Source organism: Granulicella sp. WH15 (assembly GCF_009914315.1).
In the GTDB taxonomy this organism is placed as follows: Bacteria; Acidobacteriota; Terriglobia; order Terriglobales; family Acidobacteriaceae; genus Edaphobacter.
Genome location: NZ_CP042596.1, coordinates 2,426,738 through 2,442,039, shown reverse-complemented (window position 1 = coordinate 2,442,039; position 15,302 = coordinate 2,426,738). Strand labels below are relative to the sequence as shown.

Below are 15,302 nucleotides of genomic sequence, written 5' to 3'. Positions count from 1 at the left end.
AAAGGACATTGTCCATGTCTAGCGAAAACATCCCTACAGTTGCCCACGAACTTATGAACCCCGCAATCTGGGGCGGCAAGATGTATGCGAATGGATGGCGTGAAGGCGCCAACAGAGCGCTTGACGTCACGGATAAATCCACCGATCAGGTGCTCGGAACGATCGCCAATGCAAACCCTGCCGAAATGCGCGAGGCAGGTAAAGCGGCGCTGTTGGCATCTAGGGAATGGGCAAGGACGCCAGCAGAGCGTCGGGCAGAAATCGTCCGTCATGCTGCAGATCTCCTGGAACGACATAAGGAAGAGATCTCCTATTGGATCGTGCGTGAGTCCGGCTCTACAAGAATGAAAGCATATGGAGAGATACAGGCGTCGAGAGATATTCTGTACCACTCCGCGGAACTCGCTTTGCGGCCAACCACCCGCGTTCTGAAGGACGACAACGGCATGCTTAGCTATATCGAGCGCACCCCGCTAGGCGTGGTCGGAGTGATCTCACCGTTTAACTATCCTTTGGCGCTTGCCATCCGCGCAGTCGCTCCTGCCTTGGCAATGGGGAATGCTGTCATTCTTAAACCCGATGTCGCGACGGCTGTCAGCGGCGGCATCGTCATAGCGCGTCTGTTTGAAGAAGCTGGACTGCCTACGGGAGCCCTACAGGTATTACCCGGAGATGCTGATACAGGGGTAGCTTTGGTTGAAGACCCTAGTGTATCGATGATCTCATTTACCGGCTCAACTGTGGCTGGAAGGAAAATCGGGGCCGCTGCGGGCGCAACCCTCAAGAGAGTTTCGCTGGAACTCGGAGGAAAGAACCCGTTTATCGTTCTGGCTGATGCCAATGTGGAGTCGGCAGCGCACGCTGGTATGTTTGGCTCCTTTTTTCATCACGGCCAAATCTGCATGGCTGTGGGGTTACATCTTGTGCATGAGAGCCTTATCGATCAATACACTGCCAGAGTGGCTGAGTTCGCGAAAGCGATCAAGGTGGGAGACCCTTATCTTGAAGCTGTAGGATTGGGGCCGATCAATAAGAAACAACGCGATAACATACAAGCCATCGTGGAGGACGCAGTTCGAACTGGAGCGGAACTCGTCGAGGGAGGCACGTTTGACAACCTCTTCTATCGTCCGACGGTACTGAAGAATGTTTCGAGCAATAGTAGAGCTTTCAAAGAAGAGATTTTTGGCCCGGTCGCCGTGATCGTTGGATTCAACGATGAGAGTCAGGCCATTCAATTGGCAAATGGAACGGGCTATGGCTTGACTGCATCTGTATTTGGAGAAATCGAACACGCTAAGAAAGTCGGCAAGCAGATCGAAACCGGTATGCTTCACATTAACGACACAACACTGTTAGGCAATAGGGAAGCACCCTTCGGCGGATTCAAGGCATCAGGCAATGGTAGTCGGATGGGAGGCGACGCCGATCTTCACGAATTTAGTACCTGGAGATGGACAACGGAAACACGTCAACCCATTCCCTACGAAATTCAAGCTACATAGGCCTCGAGGATATAGGTGCCTGCTTACACACGGTTGTCATCCAATCGATTTCCAAGCTGAAGTAGCGATGATGCCAGAGATGGTTATGCAGATCCGATGAGTGGGTTGCGGATGGGAGAGCATGCCCCACGCAAAAGCTAAGTCGCATGACGTGCGTCGAATTGCGGCTCCGTCTGTGAAGTCGAACAAGAACGACTTCATCAATGCTGAGGCCATCGCTGGAAACACAACATCTTCGAAGAAGATTATCTTTCATTCAGGCGAACGTCCCGGGTCCATCTGGATCGAAACCATCGACCCAGATGGGTGTGCACACATCGTTATGTTCTCATCGATGCGAGCCAGGGTTCCAGGTTATCCCTCCATAGACGGAGGCAGAATTGCCCACGTAGGCTCCGGCGGCATTGGCGGCAATGAAGTACCGCCGATTGGTGAAGTTGTCCACGTTCAGGTGAAAGCCCCACGCGGATTTGTCATAGCTAACCGTGGCCTTGCCGATCACGTACGACGGTGCGGAGTTCACATTCGTAGTATCGCTAAAGGTTTTGCCAAGGTAGTTCAACCCGCCACCCACCTTGAGGCCCCGCAGACCGGCATTCGCGAAGTCATACGTCGACCAAAGATTGGCGATATGCGCGGGAGCGCCCTGTGGATGATTGCCTTGCGCGGTGATGCCCTGCGGATTATCCGTGATCTTTGCATCCTGGTACGTCGTGTTCGCCAGCACATGCCACTGCTCGGTCACTTTGCCATCGAACGACGCCTCAAAGCCCCGTGTGCGCTGGCTATCGAATACCACACCTTCAAGCCCGCCAGGAAGCGTCACCGGCGTTGCAACGTTGTTGCGTGAGACGTTGAAGACTGCCGTGTTGAGCGCGACGCGGTCGTGAAGGAGAGGAAACTTCACTCCGGCCTCATACTGGATCGCTGATTCCGGCTCGCCAATACCATCCTGCGTATTTTCAGAGCTGAAATTGGAAAGATGGCTGCTCGACGCTCCGAAGTAAGGCACAATCCAGGACGTTGCCTTATACAGCAATCCGGCATTCCAGCTGACCGGCTTGTCATGACGGCTCTCCACAACGTTCGGAGTCAAGGGCTGACCTTCCTGGTTGACACCGCCTGATCCCGCACTTAGCGGCAGCAGGAAAGAGTCGAAGAAGTCGCCACGCACACCGACACGGAGTTTCAGCTTCTCTGTGAGGTCTACCTGGTCGGTTGCATACACGCTGTAGAAGTTCGCCCAGAGCCGATCGTCATTGCAGTTATGTGACGCATCGCACAGGAATGTGATCCCGGCCAAAGAAGTCTCCGGCGGCACCGGATGGAGCGCATCAGGAATATTGGGAAGATCCGCAGTGGTTCTGTTCGTCGAAATCGTTTGGCGCAGATACTCGAAACCGGTCAAAAGCGTGTGATGTATCGGGCCAGTCTTTAGCTTCCATACCGGCTCGAACTGGTAGTCATAGCTGGCATCGGAGTCGCGTTGCTCACGAAGCTGCCGCCCAACGACCTCCCCGCCACTGAACTTCGTCTTTGTGCTGTCACCATTGCCCAGCGCGTTGAGTTGACGAAACAGATACGAGAAGCGGTTGTTGATCGTCAGGATGTCGTTGACGTGCCATGTGTCCGTAATGGTCGGGCGAACGAAGGTCTGGTTCGCGGAAGCAAACGGAGTGGAGTACTTCGCATCGATGGAGACGTTGGTGGCCGGCGTGCCGTTGACGTAGAGAATGCCGTAAGAGTCCGGCGTGTCATGGGTGTGCCGGGTGTCAACTGCGATGTCGAGAATATGATTCTTGAACTGCCACTCAAGAGTTGGCCTTGCCTCGTAGTCATGGCTGCTCAGAGAGCGGAAGCCGTCGGCGTGTGAGAACGTAGTGTCTATTCGATAGTTCAAGCCCGCGATGCCCGTAGGACCGGTGACATAGTCGTAGTTCGAGATCGTTCCGAACGAGCCTCCCGTCAGCCCAGCCCCAAAGTGCCGTTCCGACGAAGGCGTGTAGTGAACGATATTGATCGTGCCACCAGGCGCGCCGCTGCCGAACAGAGCCGAACCCGGCCCTTCCAGTACCTCCACTCGTGCCACACCATTGAGCGAGTGCGAAAGCCCACCCAGTTGATCGCCGTCAGTAAAGCCGTCGCTAAAGATCGTGGCATTGAGTCCGCGAATCAAAAAGTGATCGTAAAACCCTTTGCTGTCCTGTCCGCCATAGTTGATGCCGCTGGCATTCGTCATCGACTGCCGCAGCATCGTCGCGCCTTGTTCTGCAAGCACCTCGCGCGAGATCACCTGAATGCTCCCCGGGATCTCCTCCAGCTTCGTACCGGTTTTACCCAGCGTCGGGACTTCCAGCAGCGACTCATGGTCGTCGCTCACCGTGACCGACTGCGACACGGGGCTTAACAGCAATCTGACATCGATAGTCATATCCTGCGCAGCGCCAACCGTGAGGGTGGTGTTCTCATACCGGGTAAAGTTGTTTGCCTCCACGATCAGGCTATAAGTGCCCGGCGCAACATAGGAGAACGTGTAGACACCCGCCTTGTTGGTGACGGCATGGCGCACAGTGTGGCTGGCATTATTCACGAGGGTCGCCCGTGCATTCACCAGAGCTGCGTTAGAGGTGTCAGTGACTTCGCCTTTGAGTACATTCTGGGCCGTACTTGTCTTAACTAGACAAAGGAAGAAGAAGATAAAGAATGCGCTTCTTGGAGAGAGGAAAAAAGCGCGGAATTTCAGGCACATGATACGGGGTCTCCTTAAGTCCTTTGGGTGCGGTAGTTGAATTAGGACTAAACAAATCCTATTTAAATGCGACACATTCAGTCTTATATGTGGGCGCGCGATGAATTGTCTGGAAATTGTCGCCAAGATGTCATTTGTTTGTCGGGAGCAGATGGGCTGTCGATCAACAAATGCCATACGACTTGGATCGCTTGCGGACGTTCCACAAGAGATCTAAAGCTTGGAGCTCGAAGCGAAATGAGCAGCAGAGCAACTCATCAGATCAGATCTCACTCAGATTTCTTGACCTTTCTCTCTCGCCGAAATCGTCCGGAAAGCGAGTCTCGATGCTCCCTAACAGCAGAGCGTGGCAACCGGATCAACAAGATCGCCGACAAGCGGATTGGGGAGCTCTACTCGCCCCAATGGAGAAAGCTGGCGAGTTGAGAGATCGAACTTCAATGGTTCGGCCTCGGATCTAGGGTGAATCGACTTGTTCTGTAATGATGAGAGGTCGTGTCCCGCCGGACGGATACACTGCACATGGAGCAATCAAGGACTTCAGGTCTTCCGCCGATCGATGACCTAACGAGGAGCCATACGTCGATACGACTGGAAGATTTTCGATGGCGGTCTTTCTTAGACCGCATTTTTTAGTCCCAACAGAAAGCAAGGAGCAAGTTTGCAGAGCGCATCACTGATACCACACGAACAGATTCAAGCAATTATCCTCGGCTACTGGCAGGCACGCTCGCTTGCCTTAGCCACTTCACTGGGCGTCGCAGACCATTTAGCAGATGGTCCCCTGACTGTGGACGAGCTTGCAAGCCGAACCCAGACGAATGCATCGGCTCTCTTTCGGCTTCTGCGTGCGCTCGAAAGCATCGGAATCTTTTCCCAGTCTTCCCCGCAGGTATTCGTCAACACGCCGACGAGTGATTGCCTGCGAAGAGATGTGCCCGGCGCTCAGTGGCCTACCGTTCTGCATAACCTGGGAAGAGGCTATGGGCCGGTCGAGGGATGGGACGAGCTGGAATACTCTGTGAGAACGGGCAAACGCTCTATCGATAAGACCTATGGCTACGATTTCTGGGAGCTTTGCCGGAGGAATCCGCAGGTCAATGTCGCGGTGAACGAAACGATGCGCTCGCTGAGCGAGGCGATGACGCCAGTGATTACCGCGGCGTATGACTGGAGCAAGTTTCCTGTTATCGAGGACGTGGGCGGCGGGATCGGTACGCAGATCGTGTCGATTCTTGACGCGAATCCTTCGTGCAGAGGCATTTTGTTCGATCAACCGCATGTGGTGGCGGGGGCAATCGTTCACGATCGGCTGAAGACGTTGAGCGGGAGCTTCTTTGAAGCTGTGCCGGACGGTGCGGATGCAACCCTGATGCGCTGGGTGCTCCATGACTGGAGCGATACAGAGGCCACGGAGATATTGAAGACGGTGCGCCGGTCCATGAAGCCGTCAGCGCGGTTGATCCTGGTTGAGTTTGTGTTGTCGGACGGAGCAGGTTTCGACTTCGGCAAGTGGACCGATCTGCAGATGCTGGTGATGTTTGGTGGACTCGAACGGACGAAGCTGGAATACCGCGATCTGCTGGTAGCTGCGGGCTTCGAACTGGAAGAGGAGATCTCCACCCCGACGCCTGTGAACCTTCTTATCGCAAGACCCGTCTAGCACCGCTTTTGTAAACGTAAGAGACTGTGTCCCGCCGGACTTTGCTCTGGCTGATGGGACGGCCACCGAGCCGGCTCATCAGCCAGAGCTGGTGGAGAAACAACTCATGAGTACTCTCTCAGATCCGCTCGACAGAAATCCCTACCATCAAGTACCCCCAGGCGTTCCGCCAACGCTGTGAGGCTTGGCGATCCAGCGCGACAAACCTCGTGTCTGAGACCGATGCGTTTCGATACATGTCGATTAAAAATCTCATGTTTGCGAAGAGGCCAATCATCGAGATGGGTTAAGGCTTGCAAGACCGCAAGGCGCGCCCCCGATCGCTAATGAGCCCTGGGTGCTTATGGAATGTTCGACCTTCGATCCTTTGGGTGTTTGGGCTGTATGAAGTGACGAGAGAGATGCGCCAAGCTAAGCATCAAAATTTCCAGATCTCCAGGAACTTTATCGGAAACTGGAAGTAGTGCGGATGCCACTCGCCAAGCATGAGGTCAACAAGCAAAAGGGGAAGACCCACTACCCGATGAGACGGGAACTCACATCTTGGGCAAAGCAGATCTACGAGACGGTGAAGGTCGAGTTCGACACAGCCATTGCCTGCAAATAGGGCGACAGCACTTGAGAGAACTCGCAATTCAGAGGAATTCACGATCTGGATAAGCTTTCGTAACAAACCTCGAATTTGTTCCGCAACCGATCACCGCTGATATGCACGTTCGGCAAGACCGATCCGGCGAGTGTCCGAGAAACTGTCCTCCTGGGGAAAAGCTCGGTCAGCCCCGCACCACCCAGGCAAGACAACGATGGACGAGTGTTGTTCCTGCCACGAAAGGCAGGGTGACAACGTTAAGCACCATCAGTGCGTAAGGAACCCAGGTCGAACGGTGAACTCGCCGCAAGGTTAAGAGGTCGTAGGCGGCTATCAGGAGCGGCAACGCCAGGTACACCCCAAGCGTTGCCGGGAGGTAATGATGCAGAATCGGCCACCGGTCGATCGCCGGCGCAATGATGACGAGTGTACTCAGAAGCATCAGTCTCTTGTGAGAGGCTGGATTCTTGCGGTCAAGTAACCCCCACGTGATCAATCCTGCGAACAGAACTAAGGGCTCGAGATCGCCAACCAGAAGAATCTGCGGCGGAATCGACGTTCCCGCTCGCCGGAGCGAGCCGAACAGCGTCAACGTCCCGAAGATGATCATCAAAGGCGGCAGAATCACCCCAAGCACGCCCAGAGCCATGTGCCATCTGGTCCGACGTACGACCACCAGCGCTGTTTGTACCAGCAGTAGCAGAACCCATGAGACGAACAGTGCTCCATGGATATGAACGAGTGCATTGGGCAGCTCCGCCCTTATCATTCCCGCAAGAAAATAGCTTTCGGCGAATCCGTAAACGACAGCGCCAAGAACTATCAGCGACATCACGAAAAAAAAGATGTCATCCTTTCGAATCCCAACTCGAGGTATTGCCATAGTTTCCTTAATTCATTTTTATACACTGTCCAGAGGTGGCATTTCTAAATTTCACTTAGGAAGAAAAATATAATTATCTGCAACCAAACCTACTAGTAGGGAGTCATATTTAGTATGCGAAGTGAAACTGCGGAAAAAATTCTCAAGACGGCAAACACTCTCATCGCGGAGCGCGGATACTCTGCATTCAGTTACGCCGATATCTCTGAAGCTGTCGGGATCAGAAAGGCGAGCATCCACCATCATTTCCCAACAAAGGCCGGTCTTGTGGTGGCTGTTCTCAAGGAGCATAGGCAAAGGCTTGTTGAGGGAACGGAACTGCTTGACCGGGAGATCTCAGACCCTCTCGCGCGCATTGGGGCCTACATGAAGCATTGGGAAGAGTGTATCCGTAACCAGACCATGCCATTCTGCGTTGCGGCTTTGATGGCTGCGGAACTTCCCGCCCTTCCGGACGAAGTCCAGGCGGAGATCCGGCAGCATTTCACGACTCTGAGTCAGTGGCTTGAGAAGACCTTGAAAGCAGGCGTGAAGATGCAGGTGATTAAGCTTCAAGGCTCTGTGGCAACCGAAGCCCAGATACTGATGGCGGTCGTGCATGGCGCAATGCTTTCTGCACGCGCATCCGGCGCCCCCGCTGTCTTCCAGACAATCACCAAAGCGGCTTTGAAGCAGATTGCTGTACCAAAATACTGAATACGAGGGCTCGATTGAATGAGTCCTATAACTTCACAACCTACCTACTAGTAGATCTCAAGAGGCATTATGCAAACTATCTCAACACAATCCGCCCGTTCCCTGCGCAACCTCTATTTCGTCCGAACCCTCTTCCAGCTTGTTTGGGCTGCGGGCGTCCTCTCCACTGTGCTCTCGCATCCGGCAATCGCCGCGATCCTGCTGATCCTATATCCGCTTTGGGACGTTGCATGCACGATCTACGACCTGAATACATCAGGACAAACGGGCAATACCAGAACCTCGCAGATCGTCAATGCAGTTTTGGGGTCCGCTGCCGCGCTTGCGATCGCGCTGACTGTCTTTAGCCACGCGGCATACTCCATTGCAGCATTTGGCGCATGGGCGCTTGGAGCGGGTCTGCTTCAACTTGCCGCTGGCCTCATTCGACGCAAGCAGCTAGGCGGCCAATGGGCAATGATTCTCAGCGGAGCACAATCCTCTGCCGCGGGGATAGCCTTTATTCTCGGCGGTCTCGCGGGCAAGTTCCACGCGAAAGACATGGGCGGCTATGCCATCTTCGGAGCACTCTACTTCTTGATTGGCGGAATCCTACTCAGCAGAAAGCTTACTCGGGCTCCGCAATAGGAAACAGATGTCTGCTTGGATCGAGCCTTCGAAATGAATCGGTAATGATAAGTTCGCTTGTCGGAAATGATCTTATAGTTGCAGTGAGCAACTCAAGTAAACATTCGCTCGCTGACGAGATCGAATTCGTTTTACGAGGATGATGCCTAGTCCCGAAATTCAAAACAAAATCATAAGTGCTCATCCTTGTCCCCTGAAGCATGACTGGTCCGCTACGACGCAACGCACTCTCGCTCTCCCGTACCTTCGCCTTCCAACTCAACTCGTCCGGCCTCAGAGGCGCCCAAAACATGGAAAACCGATCACGCTTAGCACTATAACGATTAGCGCAATCGGCAAGAGAAGGGAATTGCTTATTACCATGAGTGGGAGAAGGGCCACTACCAGCGCAAAGATCGGCAGAATCGTGATCGCAGCTCTGATGGGGTCGAGTGCCACTTTAAGGCCGCAGACCTGACAGGTCGCGCCCCTGGCCAGCCACATCGAGAGCTTGCGCCTGAACGGCATGCAAGGCGTTGCGCCGCAATGGGGGCAACGCCTTGCCCCTGGATCGTGCCACTTTACCTGGTAATCATTAGAGTAGCTCATGATGTAGAGACCCTTGTGATTCAACAAGCGTGCCGCGCATAGGAGGGCAGAATGTCGAGAATAGAGGGGTTGCTTCAGCGCATTGACGGCGAGAAGCGTGAATATGATCAAACCATTTGGCCGCCAGCCACCGAAGAAACAATTGATCGCCTCCGCAATTCCGCCCACGAAACGCTAAAGACGCAACTACCTGAAGGGTATATCACTCTTCTGCGGCGCAACGACGGGGTCGACTTCAACGGCTATGTCGTCTATGGCGCGACAGAGCATAGGGAGCCCTTCCTCAGCGGTTTCATTGAGGCGAATGACCGTCTGGGCGAACCAACGCCGCGGTTTATCTTCTATGCCGAAACAGGTCACACGCTCTATGCGCATGACCGTACGCACAGGCGTTGGATTGCGCTTGATGTGCCGTCGTTGGATGTTATCGACGAATTCGACAGCTTCGATATAATGCTGGAACGTGTGCTGCGAGAAGCCTTGGAAGAGTGAATCATAGTTAAGTGCGTATCGCGAAGTCGGCATCTGTTCGCTTATCGGCATTCCGGTGAAATATTGGATTTTCAGGTACAAGCCAAGTCCTGTGGCCAGCCTGCAAGCACGAAGTTAGTTTGACGCCAGCGATCCGACGACGCTTGATCTGAAGTCAACAATCGAATGCTTGGCAGATAGTGGAGTGCCGAACGCGAGCCGATCTAAAAGCTAAAGATTGCAGACGTAAAGATGTAGCGGTTGCCCGGAAGTGGATTGGCATACGCCCCAGTCGCAAGAGATTGCGATTTGCCGAAAAGTGGTGAGAGCAGTGTGCCGTTTGGCGACGCCAGATTCACGATGTTGAAGAGATTGATCGCACCAGCGGTCAACGTAAGGTTGTATTTGCGTTTCGCAGTCGCGTCCAATTTGCCTCCGCTGAGTGCTCCAGAGGTAACTATGCCACTTCCAGTACCCGCACCTTGGCTGGGTGCTGGTCCTCCGATTTTTGGTCCGACCCCGATGACCTTGCTCATACGTATGGAAAAGCTCACGTTGGCAGGTCCAGTGCCAAGCCCGAAAGGAACAATTTTTTCTCCCTTGCCTACAGGGTTGGAATCGAGACAACCGTATTGAGTGGAAACGACATCCGCTGCGCCGCAGGTTCCATACGTTGGACGCGCATTGAACTGATTGTTCCCGGTCAAGTCTCTTCCAATTGTTACGTTGTAAGGAGTCCCGGACTGAGCGAATAGTATCGGAGCGAAGGTGATTGCATAGGGTGCAGAGATAGTTCCCAGGAGTTGAAGGCTCTGGTGGATATCAAAGTTCGGACGGCCGAAATCCAGACTGGGGTCTTGAGCGATCGAAGGGAAGTATGTAACCCCTTGAGTATCGCTCCTCGCTTGGTTGAACGTGTAGGAGCTATGCAACGACATACGTTGAAATTGTGCGTTGGTGGTCAGAATCAGTTGATGCTGTTTGTAAACGCCTCCAGACTGAAATTGGTAATTGAAGGTAGAGGGCGTCGAGCCAACGACGGTATAGGTGGAAGGATTAAAACTCGGTGCCGTCACATTGTTGGTGAAATACTGATGGAAGCCCCTGGTAAATAGATAGGTGACATTGAACGTAAGATTTTTGCCGACTTTCTGATCGACTCCGATCCCACCCTGCATATCGAGAGCCGCGTGAAAGTGGGGATCGATACTATAGAGAGATGGAATTGACCCAGTGGCGCTCGTAATGGTTCCCGTTGGTGCTGCCGCATTCGGGTCGTAGAAATTCGGGTTGTCAATCACATAGCTCTGCTGATTGATACCGTTCTGATGAATCGCCTGAATGATATAGGGCGTCGCCGTCGTCGCATTCGTCCCGGAGCCCGACGAAGCGAATGTATTGGCTACGGTGAACCGATTATAGAACCAGCCATAGCCCGCGCGCAGTACCGTCCTGGGCGGAGTCTTTCCGAGATGTCCCGGTGCCCACGCTAGTGCGAGTCTCGGTGCCCAATCATTGTGGTCATGGATGCGATTCTGCCCCTCGAAACGAAGACCATAGCTGAGGGTAAAGTTGGGCTTCCAGCGCCAATCATCCTGGAAGAAGAGAGCGCCATCGAATACAAGTACCCGTGCAAGTAGATTGCTAATCACTGTTGCTTGATATTGTGCTGGAGTCTTTGCAAGATATTGAGCGACAGAATTGAAGAGGTAGTAACCGTTGGTCCCGGAATTAGCATAGTTGGCGTCTCGATAGGCGCGAAGTCGCATTCCGAAACGCACGGTATGGTCCCTGATAGTTGCAGTCGAGATATTTTGAAATTCAAAGATATCCTGATGATCCTGTATGACTCCCTGATTGTTACCTCCAGTCGTAAAGGCACCCTGAACGGTCACAGTCGGCGAGAAATAGGAGGGTGCCTGGTCGTTGCGGATTCGCCGCCATTGAAAACGCGTTTCATTGAGCAGGTGTGCATTCACCACTACGGCATCAGCGACCTGAAAAGTATTCTCCTGATTATCTGTCTTGTATGCCTGTTCGGGAAGATTCAAAGCCGAGACACCAGCGCCTGTTTGCACGGTGCGGAAATAAAATTCCCGGAGGATCAAGGTATTGTTACTGCCGGTCTGGAGATCAAGCCCAGAGTGAATGTTCGTGAGTGATGACGGATTGGGTACCGCCTCACTGAAGGTTGACGATATATTGTCAGGATTCACGGCATTGACAATGCTCTGACCTTGTAGGTCGTACCGTATCACATCGAGAAAATACGAAGCGCTCTTTGTCAAGGGTCCGCTAATATTCCCGTCAAAAAATGTCATGTAGTAATTCGGCTGCTGCGAAACGAGAGGATTGGAAGTATTCAATGCAGAGTCGCTGGCATTTGCAAGAAAGCGAAAATGAAATTTGTTGGTGCCAGGCTTGGTGAAAATCTGGATTCTTCCATAGCCGAGCCGATCAAACTCCGCAGAGAAGGGATTTTGATTGATGCGAATTTCCCGAATTGAGGACTTGGAAGGAATCTGGCCGCCGCTAAAACCGTCCACATATAGTTGGCCGCCATCGGGTCCAGCCGCTGGTCCGGCAAGCGCCTGTAGCTGATTTGCCAGTTCATTGGGATTATCCGACAGTGCATCCAGGTCTGCCCCTTTGATGACTAGTGCGCTTGCATTCTCATCCGGGTTCACGTTTACTCCGCTGTTCCGGTCTGAAACAGAGACGGTTTGCTGCTCCACCTTGATAGTGAGCGAAATGCTGAGATCGACGACTTGTCCTGAACGGACCGACACGCCTTCCTTGGAATAGGTAGCAAATCCGGCAGCATCAACAGTGACCGCATAGGTCCCCGGAGTCACGGATTTGAAACTGAAATTCCCATCCTTGCTCGACTGCGTTTCACTCCTGCCGCTGCCTTGCGTGAGAACAGCAGTGGCCTCCGATACCAGTGCGCCCGTTGGGTCCATCACTCGGCCATGAATGCTGCCGGTTGCTTGCGCCTGTGCGATACGAGGCGTGCTGAATGCGAAACCGAGCACAAATCCAATGACAAGCAGCAACTTCGACATCTGCCGCATTGCGTAGAGTCCTGACGACATCATTTCGTGCTCCTTTTTGGGCGCAGTTCACCTGACGCCCGATTCAAGCAATCTGGCGGGGGATTGGAACGAAATTAGGGCTGACTATTGGGGCAGAGGTGGAGGGCTGTTACCTCGCTGCGAGCCTGGTGGCAGTCCGGAGTTTGCCCACCACGGGCCCGGTTGTCGTCGTGAGCCGTGTGGCGGGGTTGGAGGTGTTGCGGCGTCCGAGAATGCGGGCAGTTGCATACGATGACTGACCGAGGGAGCGCCTATCTTATTCTCGGTATTTTGACTAGCGCGGGACTCAATCAAATCCTGGACAGTGGTATTCGGATATTGCTGCTTCATCGTTTTCGCATCTTCGGGAGTGACTCCCAGGGCACGAAGAGCCTGTAATTTGCCCGGAGGAATCGAAGCGAATCCCGCGGCCTTCATCCCGGTGATGAATTCTGGAGTGACGTTGAAGATGCGGAAGCCCATGAGTTGGGCAAAGCCGCGTGGCTCAAGGCCAGCAGCGCGAATCGCCGTCAGATATTGCCCAGTGACGTTTTCCTTTTTCAGTTCCAGAAGAAGAGCGGCGGATGGCGTACCAAGACCGAGGCCTGCCATTTCCTGAGCGTAGGCGGGCGTAACTCCCGCCTTCTGCAAGATGGCGTAATTATCCAGATCCGCATCGTATCCAGCCGCCCGCATCTGCTTTGCATAGTCGAGAGTGTCAGAGGTCGATTTCGCAATTGGCGCTTGCGTCGGGTTCAACGTCGCAGGTTTGCCCGCCTCCGATGTTGCGCGTGTGGACTGGAGTGCCAGATGCGTTGTTGCACGCACGAGTTCTTTAGGCGTCGCCAGGATCTGTTTCACCGGAAGATGTCGTGCGGCAACGGCTTCTATCTTTGGGAGGGGGCTTAGGAGAAAAGAGAGGCTGGCGCACACCGCAATGAGAGACAAAGGGCGAAGGCGACTAGCCGGTGACTGAGGGGCGGATTCACCAAGAATCCTCAGGATGCGGGAGCGAAACGAGATGCTTGACTGGTGGCCGTCAAGAGCCATTGCGAGATTGAGTCCGGCAGCGCGCTGATCTTCGAGCCGAAAGAGCGCCGTTGCGTAGATGAGTGGATCGGAGCATGTTTCGATAGCGATGTCATCGCAGCACAACTCCCTCTGTTCTCTGATCCGTTTCCCAAGCCACCAGACTGCGGGATGGAAGAAAAACAATGTCTCTGCCAGCGTTTGGACAAGGTTCCAGAAGTAGTCCGCACGGCGGACATGGGCCAGTTCATGCGCGAAAATAGCCTCCAACTGTTCCGGACTAAGCGAAAGCAGAGCGGACGCAGGCAGAAGAACAAGCGTCCGAAAAGTGCCGATCGTCATCGGGCCGGGAATCAACTCTGAGATACGCAACCCTGGCAACCGTGCAATTCCGAGCGTGCTGCAAACTCTTTCAAAGCTCTCCTGGATTGCTTCAGGAGCCCTCGTCCTCGTGACTCGGCGCAGGCGTTGCAACCACAGCCAGACACCAAGAGAGCGCATGGAAAGTCCAATCACGCCCAGCACCCACATTCCATCGAGCCACGGCAGGAGAGTTGTCCATCGGGGAGCAGCAGACGCATTCGCTAGCAGCGCAATCCGAGAGATGGAGTCTTTGATGGGAGAGGTTGCGGCTGAAGAAGCCGAGGTGTTCTCAAAGGGAAGAGTTGAGGTGATGGGATTGCGTAGCGTCTCATACCCTAACGTCCCTACGAAAGCGAGAAACATCAGGGACAGCGTTGCCAGCGCAAAGAGGTAACGGGTTTGGCTGCGTGTATTGCGGAGCCTTGAATCTGCCAGGAGATAAAGCGCAATGATGGCCGCTGCTTGCCAGCAGAAATGGATCAAGGTCCACCCGAGGGCCTGCAAAGTGCTGTTCATCGCTTGCCACTCCTCTCTTCAAGAATCTTTCGCACCTCCTCCAGCTCTTGAACGCTCGGCGATTGCATAGAGAGGGCGTGCATGGCGAGCTGTGTGGATGAGCCTGCGAAGAGCCGTTTACTAAGGTCGCGTAACATTTGACTCTGCGTCTCTTGCTGGCTGACACTTGGCCGGTACGTGTGTGCTTTTCCAGCTTCCGTCCGCTGCACCAGCCCTTTTTCCATCATCCGCTGGAACATCTTTAAGACTGTGGTGTAACCAAGTGCGCGTTCATGGCCGATCTCTTCGTGGACCTCTCGCACGGTTGCACTACCCTTGCTCCACAGCACCGCTAAAAGTTCCAGTTCGGCTTCGGTCGGTATCGGCAGATTAGCCTGCTTCGTCATCATGTCCAAAGCGTATACGAAACTTGTCGTAGGTGTCAACGACGATTGTCGTAGGTTTTAGATCGGTGTGAGGCAACTCGGGACACGCTATCGCCTGATTGTTCCGGAAGGTTGTTGATGTGCCAAGAAACATGACGGACCTTGATGATTAGCGGAAAATCGC

Annotated in this window: 11 protein-coding genes; 6 read left to right on the top strand and 5 right to left on the bottom strand. The window is 53.8% G+C overall.

Annotated elements, in window-relative coordinates; genetic code table 11:
* The first annotated feature begins 14 nt into the window (after window positions 1-14).
* Entirely contained in the window at window positions 15-1,505 is a 1,491-nt protein-coding gene (locus tag FTO74_RS10110) for an aldehyde dehydrogenase family protein (protein WP_220398994.1), read from the top strand.
* 328 nt (window positions 1,506-1,833) lie between these two features.
* Here FTO74_RS10110 and FTO74_RS10105 read toward each other — a convergent pair whose 3' ends face one another.
* Window positions 1,834-4,254 (bottom strand): TonB-dependent receptor, encoded by a 2,421-nt coding sequence (locus FTO74_RS10105; RefSeq protein ID WP_255462173.1) that lies wholly within the window; start codon window positions 4,252-4,254, stop codon window positions 1,834-1,836.
* A gap of 661 nt (window positions 4,255-4,915) precedes the next feature.
* Between FTO74_RS10105 and FTO74_RS10100 the strand changes: the two genes are divergently transcribed.
* Window positions 4,916-5,917, top strand: coding sequence for a methyltransferase (locus FTO74_RS10100; RefSeq protein ID WP_162538036.1), 1,002 nt, complete (start codon window positions 4,916-4,918; stop codon window positions 5,915-5,917).
* 463 nt (window positions 5,918-6,380) lie between these two features.
* Window positions 6,381-6,524, top strand: coding sequence for a hypothetical protein (locus FTO74_RS19525; RefSeq protein WP_220398993.1), 144 nt, complete (start codon window positions 6,381-6,383; stop codon window positions 6,522-6,524).
* Window positions 6,525-6,690: 166 nt separating this feature from the next.
* Here FTO74_RS19525 and FTO74_RS10095 read toward each other — a convergent pair whose 3' ends face one another.
* Window positions 6,691-7,389 carry a hypothetical protein gene (locus FTO74_RS10095; RefSeq protein ID WP_162538035.1) on the bottom strand — a complete coding sequence of 233 codons (699 nt, stop codon included), beginning with the start codon at window positions 7,387-7,389 and terminating at the stop codon, window positions 6,691-6,693.
* A gap of 114 nt (window positions 7,390-7,503) precedes the next feature.
* On the opposite strand from FTO74_RS10095, the gene FTO74_RS10090 reads away from it, so the two are divergent.
* The 3 genes from FTO74_RS10090 (at window position 7,504) to FTO74_RS10080 (ending at window position 9,792) form a co-directional block, all read left to right on the top strand.
* Entirely contained in the window at window positions 7,504-8,085 is a 582-nt protein-coding gene (locus tag FTO74_RS10090) for a TetR/AcrR family transcriptional regulator (protein WP_162538034.1), read from the top strand.
* A gap of 69 nt (window positions 8,086-8,154) precedes the next feature.
* The gene (locus FTO74_RS10085; protein WP_162538033.1) at window positions 8,155-8,712 is read left to right on the top strand and encodes a hypothetical protein; all 558 of its coding nucleotides are present in this window, start codon (window positions 8,155-8,157) and stop codon (window positions 8,710-8,712) included.
* 639 nt (window positions 8,713-9,351) lie between these two features.
* Window positions 9,352-9,792 (top strand): YrhA family protein, encoded by a 441-nt coding sequence (locus FTO74_RS10080; RefSeq protein WP_162538032.1) that lies wholly within the window; start codon window positions 9,352-9,354, stop codon window positions 9,790-9,792.
* A gap of 203 nt (window positions 9,793-9,995) precedes the next feature.
* Here FTO74_RS10080 and FTO74_RS10075 read toward each other — a convergent pair whose 3' ends face one another.
* From FTO74_RS10075 to FTO74_RS10065, 3 genes are all read right to left on the bottom strand, one after another.
* Window positions 9,996-12,869: a carboxypeptidase regulatory-like domain-containing protein gene (locus FTO74_RS10075; RefSeq protein WP_162538031.1), complete on the bottom strand. Its 2,874-nt coding sequence runs from the start codon at window positions 12,867-12,869 to the stop codon at window positions 9,996-9,998.
* Between the two features lie 81 nt (window positions 12,870-12,950).
* Window positions 12,951-14,753 carry a M56 family metallopeptidase gene (locus FTO74_RS10070; protein ID WP_162538030.1) on the bottom strand — a complete coding sequence of 601 codons (1,803 nt, stop codon included), beginning with the start codon at window positions 14,751-14,753 and terminating at the stop codon, window positions 12,951-12,953.
* Window positions 14,750-15,142, bottom strand: coding sequence for a BlaI/MecI/CopY family transcriptional regulator (locus tag FTO74_RS10065; protein ID WP_255462172.1), 393 nt, complete (start codon window positions 15,140-15,142; stop codon window positions 14,750-14,752). The genes FTO74_RS10070 and FTO74_RS10065 overlap by 4 nt, the downstream gene beginning before the upstream one ends.
* Window positions 15,143-15,302: the final 160 nt, after the last annotated feature.